This is a genomic window from Neochlamydia sp. AcF65 (assembly GCF_018342435.1).
In the GTDB taxonomy this organism is placed as follows: Bacteria; Chlamydiota; Chlamydiia; order Chlamydiales; family Parachlamydiaceae; genus Neochlamydia.
Genome location: NZ_JAEMUE010000038.1, coordinates 1 through 18,463 on the forward strand (window position 1 = coordinate 1; position 18,463 = coordinate 18,463).

The 18,463-nt window shown below is 39.2% G+C and carries 10 protein-coding genes; 6 read left to right on the forward strand and 4 right to left on the reverse strand.

The genetic code is table 11. The annotated features are described in order from the left end of the window. Positions 1-480: F-box protein (locus NEOC65_RS03905; RefSeq protein WP_213155771.1), on the reverse strand; the 480-nt coding region annotated here is incomplete at its 3' end. Between the two features lie 618 nt (positions 481-1,098). Here NEOC65_RS03905 and NEOC65_RS03910 point away from each other — a divergent pair. The 5 genes from NEOC65_RS03910 (at position 1,099) to NEOC65_RS03930 (ending at position 9,643) form a co-directional block, all read left to right on the forward strand. Next, a complete protein-coding gene (locus NEOC65_RS03910; RefSeq protein WP_213155772.1) occupies positions 1,099-2,352 on the forward strand; it encodes an exo-beta-N-acetylmuramidase NamZ family protein in 1,254 nt (417 codons plus the stop codon). 112 nt (positions 2,353-2,464) lie between these two features. Beyond that, positions 2,465-2,758, forward strand: a complete 294-nt coding sequence (locus NEOC65_RS03915; protein WP_166158169.1) for a co-chaperone GroES — start codon at positions 2,465-2,467, stop codon at positions 2,756-2,758. A gap of 36 nt (positions 2,759-2,794) precedes the next feature. After that, positions 2,795-4,486, forward strand: coding sequence for a chaperonin GroEL (groL, locus tag NEOC65_RS03920; RefSeq protein WP_166158171.1), 1,692 nt, complete (start codon positions 2,795-2,797; stop codon positions 4,484-4,486). A 74-nt stretch (positions 4,487-4,560) separates the two neighbouring features. Next, positions 4,561-4,815: an FmdB family zinc ribbon protein gene (locus NEOC65_RS03925; protein WP_166158174.1), complete on the forward strand. Its 255-nt coding sequence runs from the start codon at positions 4,561-4,563 to the stop codon at positions 4,813-4,815. Between the two features lie 619 nt (positions 4,816-5,434). Next, positions 5,435-9,643: an ankyrin repeat domain-containing protein gene (locus NEOC65_RS03930; RefSeq protein WP_166158177.1), complete on the forward strand. Its 4,209-nt coding sequence runs from the start codon at positions 5,435-5,437 to the stop codon at positions 9,641-9,643. 518 nt (positions 9,644-10,161) lie between these two features. On the opposite strand, the gene NEOC65_RS03935 is transcribed toward NEOC65_RS03930, so the two are convergent. Together NEOC65_RS03935 and der are read right to left on the reverse strand one after the other, a co-directional pair. After that, positions 10,162-11,001: a 50S ribosomal protein L11 methyltransferase gene (locus tag NEOC65_RS03935; RefSeq protein ID WP_166158180.1), complete on the reverse strand. Its 840-nt coding sequence runs from the start codon at positions 10,999-11,001 to the stop codon at positions 10,162-10,164. A 232-nt stretch (positions 11,002-11,233) separates the two neighbouring features. Further along, positions 11,234-12,697 (reverse strand): ribosome biogenesis GTPase Der, encoded by a 1,464-nt coding sequence (gene der / locus NEOC65_RS03940; RefSeq protein WP_249299037.1) that lies wholly within the window; start codon positions 12,695-12,697, stop codon positions 11,234-11,236. A gap of 80 nt (positions 12,698-12,777) precedes the next feature. On the opposite strand from der, the gene NEOC65_RS03945 reads away from it, so the two are divergent. Next, positions 12,778-14,646 (forward strand): SulP family inorganic anion transporter, encoded by a 1,869-nt coding sequence (locus tag NEOC65_RS03945; RefSeq protein WP_213155773.1) that lies wholly within the window; start codon positions 12,778-12,780, stop codon positions 14,644-14,646. Positions 14,647-14,802: 156 nt separating this feature from the next. Here the strand turns inward: NEOC65_RS03945 and NEOC65_RS03950 are convergent, their stop codons facing one another. Then, a complete protein-coding gene (locus tag NEOC65_RS03950) occupies positions 14,803-17,568 on the reverse strand; it encodes a hsp70 family protein (protein WP_213155775.1) in 2,766 nt (921 codons plus the stop codon). Positions 17,569-18,463 lie beyond the last annotated feature (895 nt).

Here is an 18,463-nt window from a genome sequence, read left to right on the forward strand (position 1 = left end):
CAAGTGAAGATGGTTGCCTTTCCAATGGATTAAATGGGCATGCTTATCCTTTAAATTATCAAAAATCAGCCTACCTGTCTTTCTGTTCAGTTTATAGAGCTGGGCTGTCCCCGCTGTCATTTTCAAAAAGGCTAGGTCTTTCTTGACCTTTAATTCTAAAATCTCTGGGGAGCCAGCCAAAGGAAGCTTATGCATCTGATGATGAAAATGTTCAGGAGAAAAAGAGGAGCGCAGCTTTCCAGGAACATACTTTTTCTTATAAATCTTTTTCCAGCCGAAGCGGGAAGCTTTAATTTGGGTAAGGTTGCTCCAGCGACGGCAAAATAGCTTTTTCCATAAAAAAGAGTCTTCTGCTAACTGTTTCCAGGGCTTACTGACTAATGCGGCCATGCCTAAATCTTTTTCTGGCAACCAACTAAAGATAGCTGCTTGTAGCTCATTAGGTAGGTGACTAAAGCTAGGATTGAAATTTACTCCCATCGCTTTTTCCTTTTTCATTGAAATTAAGGTTAAAAAATCAAACAGAGAGATTATTAAATGATTATTTAATAACAAGCATACTATGGAAGAGATATTTGCATCAAACAATAATGATCTATATACACAATCATTAAAAAGTCATCAATCTTATTACCTTGTTACGTTAAAAGCATAAAGTTATTAGGATCTTTAATTGGCTAAGAAAATTTTGCGTTCCCGGCCAACATGGCGGTACTAAAAAAAGATGATAGGGATAAATTTCAGATTATTTAACTAATTGTGAAGGAATCTTTAGGCTTATTAGCAGCAGAATAAGCTGATTCTTAAGCACGAATAGACGATTAAGCATCCGGGTATTTGAAAAAAGAATAAGTTTAAAGATGACCTTAAAAAAAGCAACAGCGAGATGAAGATGATTTTCTTATTCCCTTATCTATCGCTCCCGATTAAGTTCTGCTTTTGAGCCCCTGAATTTTAGCTAATACTCCTGCATGCATCCTTCATTCATGTATCCTTCATTGGAAAAGGTAAAAAAGAAACTTTTAGGATTTTTATTGCTTACTTTGTATATTCTATTTCACTTGCTTTTTTTAAACCCTTAGATATCCTTGCTTAAATATGCGCTATTTTCTTTCCTTGTTTATCCTCGTTAATTTTTTAGCTAATTACTTACAAGCAGGCCCGCAAGTTCAGGTTGGCGCAGATCTTTTATTTACAAAAGATTACGTTCACCTACTTAAAAACAAGAGAATTGGGTTAATTACTAATCATACTGCTGTCAACAGCCAAATGAAATCCACTGCTTCTTTACTCCAATCTCATGCTAAGCAATACGATTTTACTCTTGCAGCTCTTTTTGCTCCCGAACATGGGATCACAGGTTCTGCGCATGCCTCCGAATTTATAAAAGATGAAAAAGACTCTGCTGGTATTCCTATTTTTAGCCTGCACGGCGCCACGCGTCGCCCGACAGATAAAATGCTCGCCCAGCTAGATCTGCTTCTTTACGATATTCAGGATATCGGGTCACGCTCTTATACTTATATCACCACCCTATTTTACGTAATGGAGGAGGCAGCAAAACGTCAGATCCCTGTCATTGTTCTTGATCGCCCTAATCCTATTAATGGTAAGGTGATTGATGGCCCTCTGCTAGAAGAGAAGTGGCGCTCGATAGTAGGCTACATTAATGTTCCTTATTGCCATGGAATGACAGTCGGTGAACTGGCGCGCTATTTTAATGATCAAGGCAAGGTAGGTTGCCAGCTTGAAGTTATTCCCATGCGAGGATGGCACAGGAATATGACTTTTCAAGACACAGGCCTTCCGTGGATTCCTACTAGTCCTTATATCCCTGAGGCCACTACAGCTTATTACTATCCTGTGACTGGCATCTTAGGAGAATTGCAAATGGTAAATACGGGCATAGGTTATACCCTTCCTTTTAAAGTCCTGGGGGCTCCCTGGATTGATGCTAAGATCTTTGCCCATCACCTCAATAGCCAAAAATTTCCAGGTGTTTACTTTGAGCCTTTTTACTATCGCCCTTTCTATGGAAGGTTTGCCAACGAAGATTGCAAAGGTGTCATCATCATTATTACTAATCATTTAACATATAAGCCCGTCAGTACTCAATATTTGCTCATTGGAATCTTAAAAAGCCTTTATCCCAAAGAATTTAAAGAAGCTTTAGCTAATTCACAAGATCGCAAGGCAATGTTTTGTAAAGTTAATGGGACAGACAAAGTCTATCAGATTATAAAAGAAGAAAAAAATATTGTCTGGAAGCTGCGTAGCCTTCACGAAAAAGAAAGAGAAAAATTTGCTCATCAAAGAAAAAAATATTTAATTTCTTCCTACGCAGAAGATTAGCACTCTCATAGACAAACTGCTAAAAACGATTATCCTTCTATTGACAAAAATTACACTAAAACCTAGAATCCGTATCTCCCTAAACAATTTTTCTAAATAGGAGCATTGTGCTATGACAAAAATAAAACCTCTTGGTAATCGCGTTTTAATTAAACGTTCTAAACCTCAGCCTACCAAAGGTGGTATCCTACTGCCAGACTCAGCACAAGAAAAACCAAAAGAAGGAGTGATTGTAGCTGCCGGTCCTGGTAAATTAAACGATGAAGGACAAAGAGAGCCCCTTAATGTACAAGTGGGTGATCGCATTTTATTCAGTTCATATGCGGGGACTGAAATCAAAAGTAGTGATGAAGAAGATGAGCTTCTAATCATGTCTGAAGATGATATACTTGGTATTCTTGCTTAACTGTGATTCCCATTCAAACTTTAAGGAGCTCTACTTATGCCAAAACTATTGCAATTTAACGAAGAAGCTCTAAAGTCCATCCTTAAAGGTGTGCGGACTTTAGCTAAAGCAGTCAAAGTAACCCTGGGTCCCAAAGGACGCAATGTGGTGATCAACAAAGGCTTTGGTTCTCCACTATCTACCAAAGACGGAGTAACCGTTGCTAAAGAAATTACTTTGAAAGACAAATTTGAGAATATGGGCGCACAACTTGTTAAAGAAGTGGCCTCTAAAACTTCCGATATAGCTGGCGATGGAACGACTACAGCCATTGTGCTTGCTGAAGCTCTTTTTAGTGCGGGTGTTAAAAATGTGACTGCTGGTGCCAACCCCATGATGATCAAGCGCGGCATGGATCAAGCAGTGAATGTAACTTGCCAAGCTTTAGATCAGTTAGCTTGCCCTATTAATACTCCCGAAGAAGTCAAGCAAATTGCTACTATTTCTGCTAATAATGATAGTAGTATAGGTGCCATTATTGCCGAAGCAATGGAAAAAGTTGGCAAAGATGGCATTATTTCAGTAGCCGAAGCCAAAGGTATTGAAACCACATTGGATGTGGTCGAAGGCATGCAATTTGATAAGGGCTATTTGTCTCCTTATTTTGTTTCTAACCCAGAAAACATGACGGTAGAATTATCCAACGCCGCTATCTTAATCACCGATAAAAAATTATCTACAGTTAAAGATGTGGTGCCTTTTCTAGAAAAAGTGATGGAACAAGGAACAAGGCCTCTTCTTATTATCGCTGATGATGTAGACGGAGAAGCTTTAGCCACTTTAGTTGTCAATAAACTTAAAGCCGGTCTTCCCATTTGCGCCGTTAAGGCCCCAGGATTTGGAGATCGTCGTAAGGCTATGCTTGAAGATATGGCTATTCTTACCGGTGCAACGTTAGTTTCCGAAGAAACAGGCCTCCGCATTGATCAAGTAGATAGCGAAGTCTTAGGACACGCTAAGACAATCAAAGTTTCTAAAGAAGAAACAGTAATTATTGATGGAGCCGGTGAGCTGAAAAAGATTAAAGAAAGAGAAAATCAAATTAAAGCTCAGATCAATCATCCAGCTGTCTCAACTTACGATAAAGAAAAACTTGAAGAGCGCTTAGCAAAATTAGTAGGCGGAGTGGCTGTCATCAATGTAGGAGCAGCTACCGAAACAGAACTTAAAGAGAAAAAAGCTCGAGTGGAAGATGCCCTTCATGCAACGCGCGCAGCAGTAGCAGAAGGAATTGTTCCAGGGGGAGGAGTAGCTCTTTTACGTGCTATCAAGAGCTTAGAATCACTCAAATTATCTAGCGATGAAGCAATCGGAGTAAATCTAGTCCTTCAAGCTGCTTATGCACCAGCTACGGCTATTGCCAATAATTGCGGCAAGCAAGGGAATTTAATTGCCGAAAAAGTCTATGAATTTAAGGGAGCCTTAGGATATAACGGCTTAACCGATGAGTTTACAGATTTGATTAAAGCAGGCGTAATCGATCCTGTACGTGTAACTAAAACAGCTTTAATTAACGCCTCTTCGATAGCCTCTCTTCTTTTAACTACCGCTGCAATGATTACCGATAAACCAAAACCTAAATCTGCTATGGCCGGCGCCCCCGGTATGGGCGATATGGGTGGCATGGGTGGTATGGGTATGGGTGGCATGGGCGGTATGGGTGGTATGGGCGGCATGGACATGATGTAAAAATACCAGCTAGAAAGTCTTAACCTAACCGGAAGCCAGCAATGATGGCTTCCGGATTATTTTTTGGAGCAGTTATGCCTACATATGCCTATCATTGTACAAGTTGTAATGCTAATCATGAAGCCTTTCAAAAGATTAGCGAAGAACCTTTGAAAATATGCCTATCTTGTGGAAAGCCTACCTTGCAAAGAGGCCCAGGAGGAGGGATTGGATTAGCATTCAAAGGAAAGGGATTTTACATTAACGATTACGGAAAAGGCGCCTCTTCTGGCGAAGAAAAAGCTTCTAGCCCTGATAGCTGTGCCTGCGGCAAGAATAAATGCGAATAAAAAAGAGCTTATTCTCTTAAAAGCCTCCTAAGGACTCTACTGAGAGCCTCTCGTATTTTTTGAGATGACCATCAGCTTTTTTGTAAAGCCTCCTAATTTTTTCTCGATATCACATTTTTAGGGATTGCTTAAAAGGCTGCTTCAATATGCCTTTAGCTAATGCTTTATGCAATCAAGAATACAATGCAGTACTTAGGCTCTCATTCTTTTTATCTCCTAAATCCTTTTTATCCAAGGAATATTCGTTACCCCTTCTAGGTCTTTGTAACCCCCCAATAGGTGTGATTAGACCAAAAATATTTATGCAAATAATCCCGAATTTGAAAGTTTTTTCTTAGTTTTTAATATTCAAAAATTTAATAAAAAAATTCAGACACGATAACCATTTCTGAAGACGCCTTGGACGATCAACTGACCTCTCTAAAATCCGCCTTTTGCATGTTAAAATAATATCACCCTACTATTTTGGCTTGTAGAATGTAGGGCAATAAATTTGTTTAATGAACGCTTGAAATAAAAATCTACTTATGAAACCATGCCCACTTAATGTATATGATGGCATGTAAGAAAAATCTGTAGCCATCCTGATAAATAATTTTTATTAAAAACAGGTATGGATATGTCATCCTGCGATCATTTATTAGCCTGGCAGCTGCAAGTACATGAGTACAAGAAGTGTTTACAGGCAAATTCTCCAAATTCTAGTGGAAACGTCGAAGGCTCTTTGCAGGGTCGGACCTTTTGGCGTCTATCACAAGGAAAAACTTTGAATTACAAGGTCCGTAATGTACCAGGAGACCGGGATTGTTTCTTTCATGCCGTGAATAAAAGAAATTTAAGCCGCGATAGCCTGATAAAAAAGTTAGAAGCAAAAGCACAAGACAAGGATGTAAGGAAGGCATTTGCATCTGAAATCCGACAATTTCTTTATCTAGGATGCACAGGAGGACATGAAGATTCCGCTGAACAGGAAGCCTTTAAGAATATTGTTGAGGAAGAGTTTCGGGCCTTGATCAAAAAACTTGCTCAAAGTGAAAATATATTGAGAGAACTTATCAATAAGGCCCGCGAAGAATTGGGGAAAGAGGATACTAAAGGTCGAAGGCCCGATGAGTTGTTAGAGCTATTACAAGGTAATGAATCAACACTCGCGCAAGAATTTTCCAACGCCTATCAAACTAGAATGAAGATAGATAAGGAAATTATTAGTTACTGTTCAGATGAATCCATTTACAAAGCATACGTTAAATATTATCTTCAAATAGGACGTGGATATATCCCTTTTGCACGTAGGTTGGAAGGTGAGGATTTTAAGACACCGATAGATATCATTAATGAACTATTTCAGATGAATATTCAGGTGTTTTTGGAGGATAGATCGCGCGTTACAAAGAAGCAGCCAGGTCATCCTATCCCGATTCTTCATAATGGTACCAATCACTTTTTGAGGCTTGAGGAACAAGACCCTCATGTAGTCATGAATCCACGAATCGGTGAAATTATTGATAAAAAGCCTCCCTCAGCTAAACCTAAAGAATTTGAAATGGACCCTTTGTTGCAAGCAGGCTATCGTGGAACAATTTATCAGCTATTAGTGCTTATAGCTAAAATAACGGAACTGTTAGTACAACGCACTTCATTTGAAGCTATGTTTGAGGCAAAAGGCAATGGCAATTTAGACGATATTATCATTGTTCACAAAAACGAAAAAAACATTGATTGTAAATTGCAAGCATTTCAGGTAAAGCATTACGAGGCCAAAATTTCAGCTGAACTTTTTATCAATAAAAAGAATGAGAAAACAAAAAAAAAGAATAGTAAAAATGCAAAAATGCATATAGGAAAATTCTTTCATGGCTGGTTGAGTCTAAAGGAGAAATATCCAACACTAAAGGATGAGGACCGAGAAAGTATCATCTATACTAACACAACCTTGGATTCTACTCTTAATAAATGTGTTAAAAACGATGTTTTTTCCGAAAAATTTATTGAAGGAAAAGAATCCGTTAATTTACAGACTAGAAGAATCAAAGGAAAAAATTTTTATACTATTATAGAGGATCAAGCATGGGACTATCTAAAAGATAAGAAGTTGTATCCAGAAATTGTAGAAAAACGTAAAAAGGCATTATTCCAACAATTTTTGCGTTCCTTCCGTTTTAAAGTAGGTGAAAAAGATTACGATCCTTTAATCAAATCCATTATCGCAAATCTATCAATAATCTGTGATAAGCGCTTTGGGGAAGTCCACCCAGGTCAATTATTCCCTCATTTATACTATGCGATAGGGGAATGGTTTGTACACAATCACAAAGGGTCAAGGAATACATCAGAGCTGACAAATGACATACTGATAGAGTTAATGGATAGCTATCAAATCCGCTTTCATGATGCGGTGAAATTACAGGGAGTGACTGAAGCAACGTTATCGAATATTTCTTATACGTGTGAAAATCAAATCATTAGAAGGAAAGAGCTAGACGAGTTAGAGCACGCGATGAGCAAGCCAGGATTGGTGACGGTTGTCGGAGATAAAGGCATAGGAAAGTCGGGATTGGTCAAACAAGCTCTAGCAAAACGCCTTCCTCTCGAATATCTTTTCATTTCCACCGAAGCACTGATTAAAGATATCAAGCTTAAGAAAAAGATTCTGAAAGTATTAGAACAGGTAGAAATGGTGCGCCTGATTGTACTTGATAGTGCAGAAGCGCTGCTGCCTCCTTTCCCAAAAGATGACGTACAACATCTCCTTCGCTCTCTTTTACAGTCACAGCGCACAGTTATTTTGACCTTAACCCCTATCGCATACGATGAGCTTGCTATTCAACAGGTAAGCCATCGATTGGATGTGCAGCCTTTGCCAATAGAGGCTCTGCTTAAAGTGTTTCCTCAATTGAAACCGTATCAAGAGATCGGTCCCCTCATCGAGCTTGCTAGAATCCCTTTTTATTTAAAAATTATCCTTGAGTTAATTTCTCAAAACCAAGAGGAATTGAATCGCATTGTAAAAGCTAAAAATACGGCATTAGATGCTCAATTAATAAAGCAGGTAGTAAAGGGACGAGACAAAAACTTGGGTAAGGAAAGGCAAATGGTCTGGAAGCAGTTGGCAAGCACGCTAGCTCAATCTCTGGAGAGGACTAGAAATGTTGTTGCCTTGAAGCAAACATCTATTGTAGTGCTCAAAGATGGTAGATACGTTTTTAGCCATGATCTCTTCTTTGAGCATGGTCTGATGGCTTTTTGGCTTGACGATTGGCGCTTATCTTGCATTAAACAAAAGACACTCAATTTCTGGAAAAAACTTCCTAAGTATCTTGAATTTAATAGTCCAATCGCTGTTCTAGCGAAATGGTTCTCCCTTCATAAAGAAAAACTAGAACCAGATCTTTTAGAGCATGCAAAAGAGCTTTCCACAGCTCCTGTTTTTGAGTCTATCGTAGCGATGGCTATTGTGACGGAAGACAAAAAATTGTTAGAAGCCCTTCTAGAACATAGAAATGAAGGACCCATGCAAAAGCGTGCGGTTGACTCAAATGTGATGCTGGCAATTTTTCATAATAGTCCAGAAGCGCTCAAGGCACTCTTCAAGCTAGGCGAGCCTGCTCATCATCCAGAGGCAGGGACTTTACTCCTTCTTTCTGAATCGGCCTGCTATAGTCAGCATCGGCAGAATGCCGATCTCTCTTCCGAAGAAAGTTCTTCCGATGAATCGTCTATCGATTGGGGTGTAAATAGCGAAGATGATTCTTCAGAAGACTTTAGCTACAGCGAGTCAGAAGAAGTTGAAGAAGAATCACCTATGGAAAGGTTCTGCGGACATGTAGCTAAATATTGGTCCGCGGGCTTTTACGAAGAACCCGATTATTTAGATGATGAAGGAGAGTGGATTAAAAATCCATCCTTTCAACCCCTCCCCCGTAATGATACATCATACCTACATCAAGCCGTTTTGTTAAATCGAAGAGACTGCTTATACATACTATTGGATCAATATGAAGAACCGCAGATGATCAATTTTTGCAATGACTGCGAAGAAACACTTCTGCACTTAGGTATATTGGTAGAGGCAACTGATGTGGTGGAGCTTTTGCTTGATAAAGGCGCTTTGGTTAATATGGAGGACTATTGGGGGGAAACGCCCCTACATAATGTGGCCTATACGGGAAATATTCAACTGGCAGAGTTACTTCTACAGAGAGGGGCAAACCCTAATACATTAAGTACAGCCGGATTAACCCCTTTACAAATCGCTGTTGTTCGCTTAGATCTACAAATGGTGAAATTATTTCTAACGTATGAAGGTGATTTATCCATAAAACCCTTCCACTCAGAAGAAATAACAGCCGCGGATCTTTTGGATCATCTCAATTACAACAATCCACAAGAGAAGATGGAGGAGTTTGTGATAGAATTGATTGAAACACTCCATTTCGGTTGGAATCAAGAAATGAATGAAATCGATGAGGACAAGCGAGAAATCGTTGTAGATTTGATGACACTTATTGAACACCGTGCTCAATTATCTGAAGAAGTGCCAGAGTTTGATTATTATGATTCGGAAACAGAACTAGACTACACTCTTAACACATATAATTCAAAAATTGGTGAACTGACATCTGATATTTTAGATGATCCTGAACGCATTGCAAAAGTATTGGAATCAGAGGCAGTTGCTAATCTTAAACAAGACCTTGTAAAGGACTGGCTTGAAGAGGCAGATGAAGAACAGTATCAAAACCTTAAGGATTACGCCGAGGAGTACGATGATCCAGAAACACTCGCATGGATTCAAGAATATGAGCCAGAATCCGAGGAGGATGTTTGAGCTTATCTCGACAGCGATGTAAGACTTACAAACAAGACATAATTTTCTACCAACTCGTGTTAGGCAACCAAAAGAAGGCTTAGATGAATCTCCAAGTTTTTCTAGACGGGGATTAAGGAACGCGGCTAACAAACTGCTACCTTCTGAATAACACATTCAAATTACGTTAAGTAAAACGCTAGGGTAATGGGGTTACTCGTCCGCTAGAAGGCAAGGTTCTACTTTCTAATTAAACGCTAAGACGGTGAGCTACGTAATACGCGCCAGCTAATCGATGAAAGATCGATTAAGAAGTCTCCCCCCCCCCCCTTCTATACAGTTTTAAGCAACTCCTTATGTAACTCCATACTTTATAAAACCATTTCCTTAAGTAGAGAGACAGCTTTTAGAGGATAGGGTATACAGACTTAGTGTTTATTAAGCGCATTATATCTTTTAAATCTTAAATATTTACCTTTATTTGAAGGGCACCTTTTCCTGTTTATTACTTAGCCTGAATGGCTTCTTAGTGGGTAACATTAGTACTTGGAGGGTTCAAATTGTAGACTTACCCACCCTTGTTCCTCTTGCTCTTTAAGCACTTTCCATCCCCAAGCTTGGGCTAAATGGATGTAATCCTGCTTTTGCTCAGATAAGATACCTGATACTAGGCAAATATCATGGCGACCATGAAGACATTTCAATGCTTCCCAAGCATTCTGCTGCTCAGTCATAATCATGTTCATTAAAATTACAGGCGGTGCAGAGAGAGAAGAGAGTATAAAATCTTGAGGGAGGCTAATGGTTACCTTATCCTGCATCTTATTTAGCAGAGCATTCTCTTGGCAATGTTTTAAAGCTTCAGGATCAATGTCCAGAGCATACACATGTTTTGCTCCTAAAGCGACTGAACATAAAGCTAAGACTCCACTGCCGCAGCCGATATCTACGACCTCTTTCCCCCATACATTATCATTTAACATATCCACTATTAATCGGGTAGTAGGATGAGAAAGGTCCCCAAAGCCAGCTCCTGGCCTAAGTTTAAGCTGCTTTCCGTAAGAAGAGCAGGCATGCGGTAAATCAATATGCACGCAGCCATCATAAAAATTAAGGCCATGAGCTTCCCATTGTGACTGCCAATCAATTTCTCCTAGCTCACTAAGCTCAACAAATTGAATGAAAGGGAAAAGCTTAAGTAAAGACTTAACGGTCAGCTCATTCTCTGCCAAAATATAAATGCGAGGAAAAGCTTTAAAATCTTCTTCTATATAAAGAGGGGTTAAGCCTGCCTCTTGCAGCGATTCCCATGCTTCATCTAAAGGGGTTTCATTTTTAACATGTAAAGCAAAACAGGGAAAAGGCTTTATCTCATTCATCAGCTAACCGGGAAAGTCTGTTTGCTTAGTTTTTCTTCAGAAAGCATTTATCTCCCCTCTCCTCTTTTTAATCTAGAGGTAATCACAACTAACAAAGAGCGGTTAAGCAAATATGCCTCTTTATAAAATTTTCGAACTTGATTACAAATGATTATAGAAGCCATCAGCTATAAATAAAGGGTAAAGGACTAAAAGAAGCTTTCTATTTTAAAATTATTGGATACCAGGGAACTTATAAGGTGTTTTCTTCTTCTTCAAAATCCTCGTAAGCCTGTACGATTTCATCATCTTCTTGAAGCTTTGCAGGAGATTGAAGCTGACTTTTGGCCTTTCTTTCAGAGAAAGTAGTTTTTTTCTTTCCTTTTACATACAGTTCTAAAGGAACTCCTAAAAATCCATAAGTTTCACGGAACTGATTATAGAGATATTTCTTATAACTTTCACTCATCAGGTCAGGATAATTAACAAAGAGGATGAACTTGGGGGGCTGTACATCAACTTGCGCCATGTAGTAAATCCTTAAGCGTTTACCGCCGATCATGGGAGGATGATTCTTCTGTAGCGCGCTTTCAATAAATTTATTAAGCTGATGCGTGGGAATACGTTTTAAAGAATGCTCTTGCACGCTTTTGATTTCTTCAAAGAGCTTTTCAACATTCCTTCCGGTGGTAGCCGACATAAAGATCTTAGGACAATGGCGTAGAAAAGAGACCTCCTCATTAATATCTTTTAAACAATGCTCCATACGAAACCCTTTGACCAGATCCCATTTATTAAATACCAGAATGCATCCTTTACCACTTTCTTCAATTTTATTAGCAATCTTCTTATCCTGAACGGTCATGCCCTGTTGAGCATCTAACATCAACACACAAATATCTGCACGTTCAATCGCCCTTTCCGTACGAATAGCTGCAAATTTGTCTACCACTTCATGTTCAGCATGCTTGCGTCGTATACCGGCTGTATCAATTAGGCGAAAATGATCTTCTTGGTGCGTTACAGAGACATCTACACTATCCCTAGTCGTACCTGGAATGGGGCTCACAATGCACCGCTCTTCATCTAATAAAAAATTAATAAGTGAGGATTTCCCTACATTGGGACGCCCAACAATGGCTACTTTGGTAGCCAAATCCTCTTCTGCTTGCAAGTCGCTTTGCTCTAGGTCTTCAAAAGCTTCCTCTAAAAGCTCAGCCATGTGCCAGCCTTGCGCAGCAGAGACTGAAATCATCTTCTTAATTCCTAGAGAGTGAAATTCATGCAACAGATATTCTTGGGCTCCATTATCAATCTTATTGACAGCCAAGCAAACAGGCTTTTTAGTTTTTAGTAAAATTTTCGAGATTTCTTTATCTAGCTTAGTAATTCCCAAATGAGCGTCTACTACCATTACAATTGTGTCGGCTTCTTCAATTGCTACTTCCGCTTGGCGTAAAATATGCTCATTAAAATCTGCTTGCGAATGGTAATCCATCCCGCCAGTATCGATCACTTCAAAAGCTCTACCAAAAAATTCAGCTTTACTATACAAACGATCGCGTGTAATTCCTTCAGCTTCATCAACAATGGCGATCTTCTTTTTACAGATACGGTTAAAAAGAGCGGATTTTCCTACGTTAGGTCGTCCTACAATAGCTAGTTTAGGTAAATGGGTCATAACTTTATCGATTTTAATGTTTAGTTGGCAAATCATAACATTTTTAAACGTTAAAAATAAATAGACTTTTCTATAAATTTAATTTAATATGGTTGTGTAAAAACGAATTTCTTTTTATGGGCGCCAATTACCTTTCAGATGACATCTCCTTTTCTCTTTTAAAGAGGGAAATTTCAGCTTATTCTTGGAACACTTTCCGCAGTGATGCAATCGCTGCTCTAACCGTGGCCTTGATTACTTTGCCTCAAGCGATGGCAGCAGCTCTTCTTGCCGGCCTACCTTTATCGAGTGGCCTTTTTGCAGCCATCTATTCCTCTATCTTAGCGAGCCTATTAGGATCTTCACCTCAACTTGTCGTAGGCCCTAGTAACGCCATCGCTATTTTGGTACAAGCAGGTACAGCAGAAGTTCTTTATCATCATTATCGTGAAGTGGTGGGAGTAGACCGTGACATTATTGCTCTGCAAATCTTAACTCAGTTAACCTTTTTAACCGGTTTTCTACAGATCGTAGCAGCAGGATGTAAATTAGGAAGGCTTACCCAATTTGTCAGCTATACGGTTATTATAGGATATATTGTCGGTACTGCCCTTGCAATGGTAATTACTCAATCCTACGTTCTACTAGGCCTCAGCTTCATGCCCGGCGTCCATTCACTGTATGAACGAGGAGCCTATCTTTTAGCCCAATGGCGTAGCATCCATATTCCTACGACTGTGATAGGAATGGCAAGCTTAACCTTGCTTATTTTTTTAAGACGTACCAATCAGCGTATTCCTGCAGCTTTTCTCTCTTTAATCTTTGCTGCTGTAAGCGTTTATCTCTTACAAATTCCTGCTATAGGCAATTTTATTGATCATTTCTTTGCCTTTGATGCCCAGCAATCTGTGCATAAAATTCTTTTAGTAGAAGACACGGGGGAATTAAAAAACGCTATTCCTCATGTTAAGCTATTCTTTTTTAATACCGGGATTATGAATGAATTGCTTCCTGTCTCTTTTGCTATTGCGCTCTTAAGTATCATGGAAACTACTTCGGCTGCCAAATCAATCGCTGCAGGGACAGGTCACGCCTTCTCAATCAATCAAGAGATTTTTGGAATAGGGATGGGTAACCTACTAGCCTCTTTTATTGGAGCCATGCCTATCTCAGGCAGTGCTTCACGCAGTAACCTTAATGCTACCTTGGGAGCCAAAACACGCTTCGCTAGTATTATGAACTCATTAATTGTTGCCTTATTGCTAGGAGCTTTTGTCTTTTTCATCACGAAGATTCCTTTAACAACTTTTGCTGCCATTTTATTAATCACCGCTGCCAATCTTGTAAATCCTAAACAATTCCTTGTATGCATGAAAGCGACTAATTCGGATGCCTTAGTTTTGTGGGCTACCATCTTGTCATGCCTATTCTTTAGCCTAGATGTTGCCTTCTACATTGGTATCATCATTTCGATTACATTATATCTAAAAAAAGCCGCTATTCCACAACTAATCGAATATGATTTTGACCAGGCAGGTGAGCTTATTAACCTCGATAGATCTCGTGCTCATAAAGAAAAAAACATACGTTTTATCAAAGTAGAAGGAGAGCTTTTCTTTGGAGCAGCCGATTTGTTTCAATCCACATTGAAGTCCATTACAGAAGATGATAACAAAACTAAAGTTATCATTTTACAACTAAAAAATGCGCGCGATATTGATGCCACCTCCTGCCTTGCCTTGCAACAGTTGAATAATTATCTTAAAAATTCAGAGCGCCACTTAATCACTTGTGGAATTACGCCTCCTTTATGGGATGTATTTTGTGCCTCAGGGATTATTGAATCGCTAGGTAAGGAAAACCTTTTTGTCTTTGATGAACGGCAGCCTCAGCATCATATGTTAAAGGCTTTATCACGCGCCCATGAACTTGTCAGCTATTCATCACCTTCTCCTACTTCTCCAGAGGTAGAAACGCTTTTTACATGCTTACCGACCGCTCCCTAATCTTAAACAATTTATTTATCAATTACTTACCCACCCAAGGTTTCTGATAAACAGGTTCCTTTAAAAAATTTGCCTCACATCACAATATAAATGTTTAGCTTCTCTAAGCTTTATACTCGCACAGTTTTTCTCTTTATAATATTTTTATACCTATTTTCACCTTTCTAAAATTAAGCCCGCAGGTAATTTCTCACCAAAAACCTGCTCTTGCTCTTGCAAGGTTAAAGTAGCAGGTTGAGTCAACATTCTCTGCAAATGCTCATGCTGAGGAAGAAGGGAAAAAGCATTCAAAATATTATCTAGAGTAGCTTGCGAAAGATCTACTTCGCGATGAGCCGTTTTCCTAGCTAATTGACCTAGAAGATGAGCTAATTGATCGTGGGGAGAAAGCTTAAGTAAGGACTCAATCCATTTAGAACACTCCTCGCTAGAGACTACATAAGCTAAAGATCCATAGATCAGATGACGGGCTCCAATACGGCCCAAAGCCCAATAATCTGCAGCCACTGCTTCGCCAGCGCAAATGCGGCTGAGAATAGCTACTCCTATTTTTCTTTTTAAGGACAGATCAAGCCATTCAAATGAAGCTAAAGTTCTTATTTTTTCTGAATAAGAATAGATATCATTTTTACTTTTAAGAATAATTTTAGAAGTCTTATTAGGTAATAGGGTGGATAAAATATCATTAGCTAGCTGAATTTGCTGTCCTCTATTTAAGCCCCCCGCTATGCGGCGATAACAGATCCACTGCTGAATGAGGCATTCAAAAGACTTGGCTAACTTAAAATCTCCTAAAATAATTTTCCATAATTCTTTGATGCGAAAATCATCCAAAGGATAGCCAAAGCCAGGCCGCAGAAAAAAACCTATCATATTCCACCAGCGCGGTTCGAGATCCGCAGAAGTTTTACGCTGATCAGCTAAGCTTAACAAGGTATCAAACAATCCTCTCAATAGGCTTAAAGGCCAGTCTAGGCGTGGTCTACCTAAATAATTCTCCAATTTTTCCATCATTTTTTCTGCTTTCCCTGAGCTTGTAAATATTTCGCGAAGATACTCTTGCGATGACTTTAAATAGGAGGAATCAAAACTTTCATCCTGGCGTTGCGACTCTAAAGAGGAAACATTATTTTCTTGACCTGATGCCTGCCGTACTTGAAATTCTAAAGGCCAGCGATGCCCGGTTGTTAGCGATTGCAACCATAGTTCTAATGTTCCGATAGCTGTCAGCTTTATATGAAGCTTTACAGGTACATTATCTAGGATACTTTCAGAAAGCTGCTTTTTTCCTAAACGCAAGATGGTATGAATGGCAGGCATGGCCTGCAGTTCTTGGTTATCGATCTCTATTATATCTCCTTTTTGGTCATCTAAACGAACTTGAGAAGTATATAAGCTAAACGAGACGGGTACATTGGGCCGCAAGGAAAGGGTATGTTCACATTGATAACTGGCCCCTTCTTCAGCGCCTCGCGGCAAAAGGGTCAAAGCTTGGTTTGAAACTGTACCCTCGAATTTTTTAACATCAATTCCTAGATAGTAGGTTTTGGGTATTCCACTAGCTATTCTTACTCCATAGCCTCGACGTACTTTTCCATAGTAAGCGGCTCCTCGGGCTACAGCTATGTCAAGGCCTACACTTTCCAAGATTTTTGTCTGTGAACCCGAGTACCATCTTTCCAACGAGTGTATAAGAGCTTGCTGAAAAATAGTAGGCTTCATAGAGCCCCCATTAAAAAGAATGTAGTCAGGAGCTTTTTGAACCTGCGAGCGCTTTAAGAACGTAGCTAAATGTTTGGTGATAGAAGGCTCTTCTTCGTAGGGAAGGCCTACCATCCGAAATCCTGTAGATCTGCGTAATTGAAGAGCTTCTTCAAAAGAATATTGTGCAAAAAACCCATTCAACAATAAATGGGCCACTTCTTGGCATTTAACCTGGATAGATAAGCTTCCTTTAACTACTGCAGAACCTGAGCCTTGTAACAAGACTGTAAAATGGTCGGTAGCAGATGCCGCATTTTCTAGCAAAGCTTCCTTAGCAGCCCGAGCTTGATGTTTCAACTGCAGCCATTGAACAAGCTGAAAATCTCTTTTTCCATACTCATGAGATAACCTTTCTTCAAGATAGTGAGCAAGAGCAATATCCATATTATCACCCCCTAATAACAGGTGATCGCCTACAGCTCTACGGTTTAAAGTTAGCTCGCTTTTTCCTTGCTGCACTTCTATTAAACTAAAATCCGTCGTGCCGCCCCCTACATCACAAACAAGAATAGTTTGTCCTGCCCGCATCTGTTGCTGCCATTGATTTTCATGTAAAGAGATCCAACTATAAAAAGCTGCTTGGGGTTCTTCAAGTAAGGTTAAATGAATAAATCCTGCCATCTTAGCAGCCTCAACAGTTAAACGCCTTGCCACTTCATCAAAAGAAGCAGGAACTGTCAGAACAATCTCTTGTTGTTCAAACTCTGCCTCAGGATTTGATTTAGCTATAAGGTAGTTCCAAGCATAACGAATATGGTTCAGATAATGCGCTGTGGCCTCCAAAGGGCTGATTTTTCGATCCGCTTCACTAGCTTCAGGGGGAAGGGTTTTATCATTTCTATTAGTAGCTGAATAGCTTAGCCAGCTTTTAGCTGACTGAACAAGCCGCGTAGGGACCCTAGCTCCGTGTGAATGGGCAAAAGAGCCTACAAATGTATCGTTATTTTTTTTCCAAGGCAAATCTAAAGCTGCTCCTTGCCACTCCAGGGGAGCTGAAAGATATACAAAAGAGGGCAAGGTATGGCGTAGTCCTATATGACTGGGCCCTAGAAGCTGAGGTACCGCAAAAGATTGAATGGAAGCTTTGGGATGTTGAGTATCCACATACGAAATGCAACTATTTGTCGTTCCTAGATCAATTCCAATAATATATCTCATCTCTTATTTCTCCCGTTTAGAGCTAAAGCTTTCAAAAACACCTTAAAAAAAAGACAGATTAAGTGAAGCCTCAATTGCCGCCACCCCTGGCATTAGCAACTTAGCTATGGCATATGTATAGACTCCTAGCTATCTCTTAAGTTTTAATTAAAAATGGCTTACAACCTTTTATTAGCCTTTTAAATATAATGTTCCTGTTTGCCTGAATTAATAGCGATAGAGAGCTATAAAGCGTAAGGGCATCTCTTATAACCTAACGATTATTAATAAATCCTTGCAAATAGCCTTCATCTATGTGAAACTAGCATGTAAGGCAAGGAACAGAAGTTTTAATAAAATCTATAGATTTTATTAAAACCACCTGATTACTTTCTAGTGAAGAGCCATTTTAGATAGCAACAGAATTTAGACTTAATTTAAAAAACATTATGCCAAATAATAGTCAGGCAGCTTCTTTATTTAGTATGATCTATTAATTCTTTAATCGCTAACTAGGTAGATCAGAGTATGTTTAAGGAGACCTTATAATGCCCAAACTAAAGAAAAAGTAGCTTATAATCTTTACCCATCCCGATTATTGAATGGGTTTAATCGCTCTTCAAAACTTTTAGCTGTTTAATTTAAAAGGAGCTTCACCCGATTTCTTTAACCCGTCCAATAATATCGAGCTATTTTATATCCTGTTTATATCCTGCTTTAGCCCAAGCCAGCTCCCAACTGCAAGGCTCACCAAGCTTATAGCATCCTATATTTCTTAAGAAATTTTACATTTTCTTTAGTACATTTGCAAATTGTAATTGAGAATTTTCTCTAACTTGGAAATTTTTTAGTATGAAGATAGTTAGACAAGCTATTTTAGTAAGAGAAATGCCAAAGAAACTATACAGCGATTCAT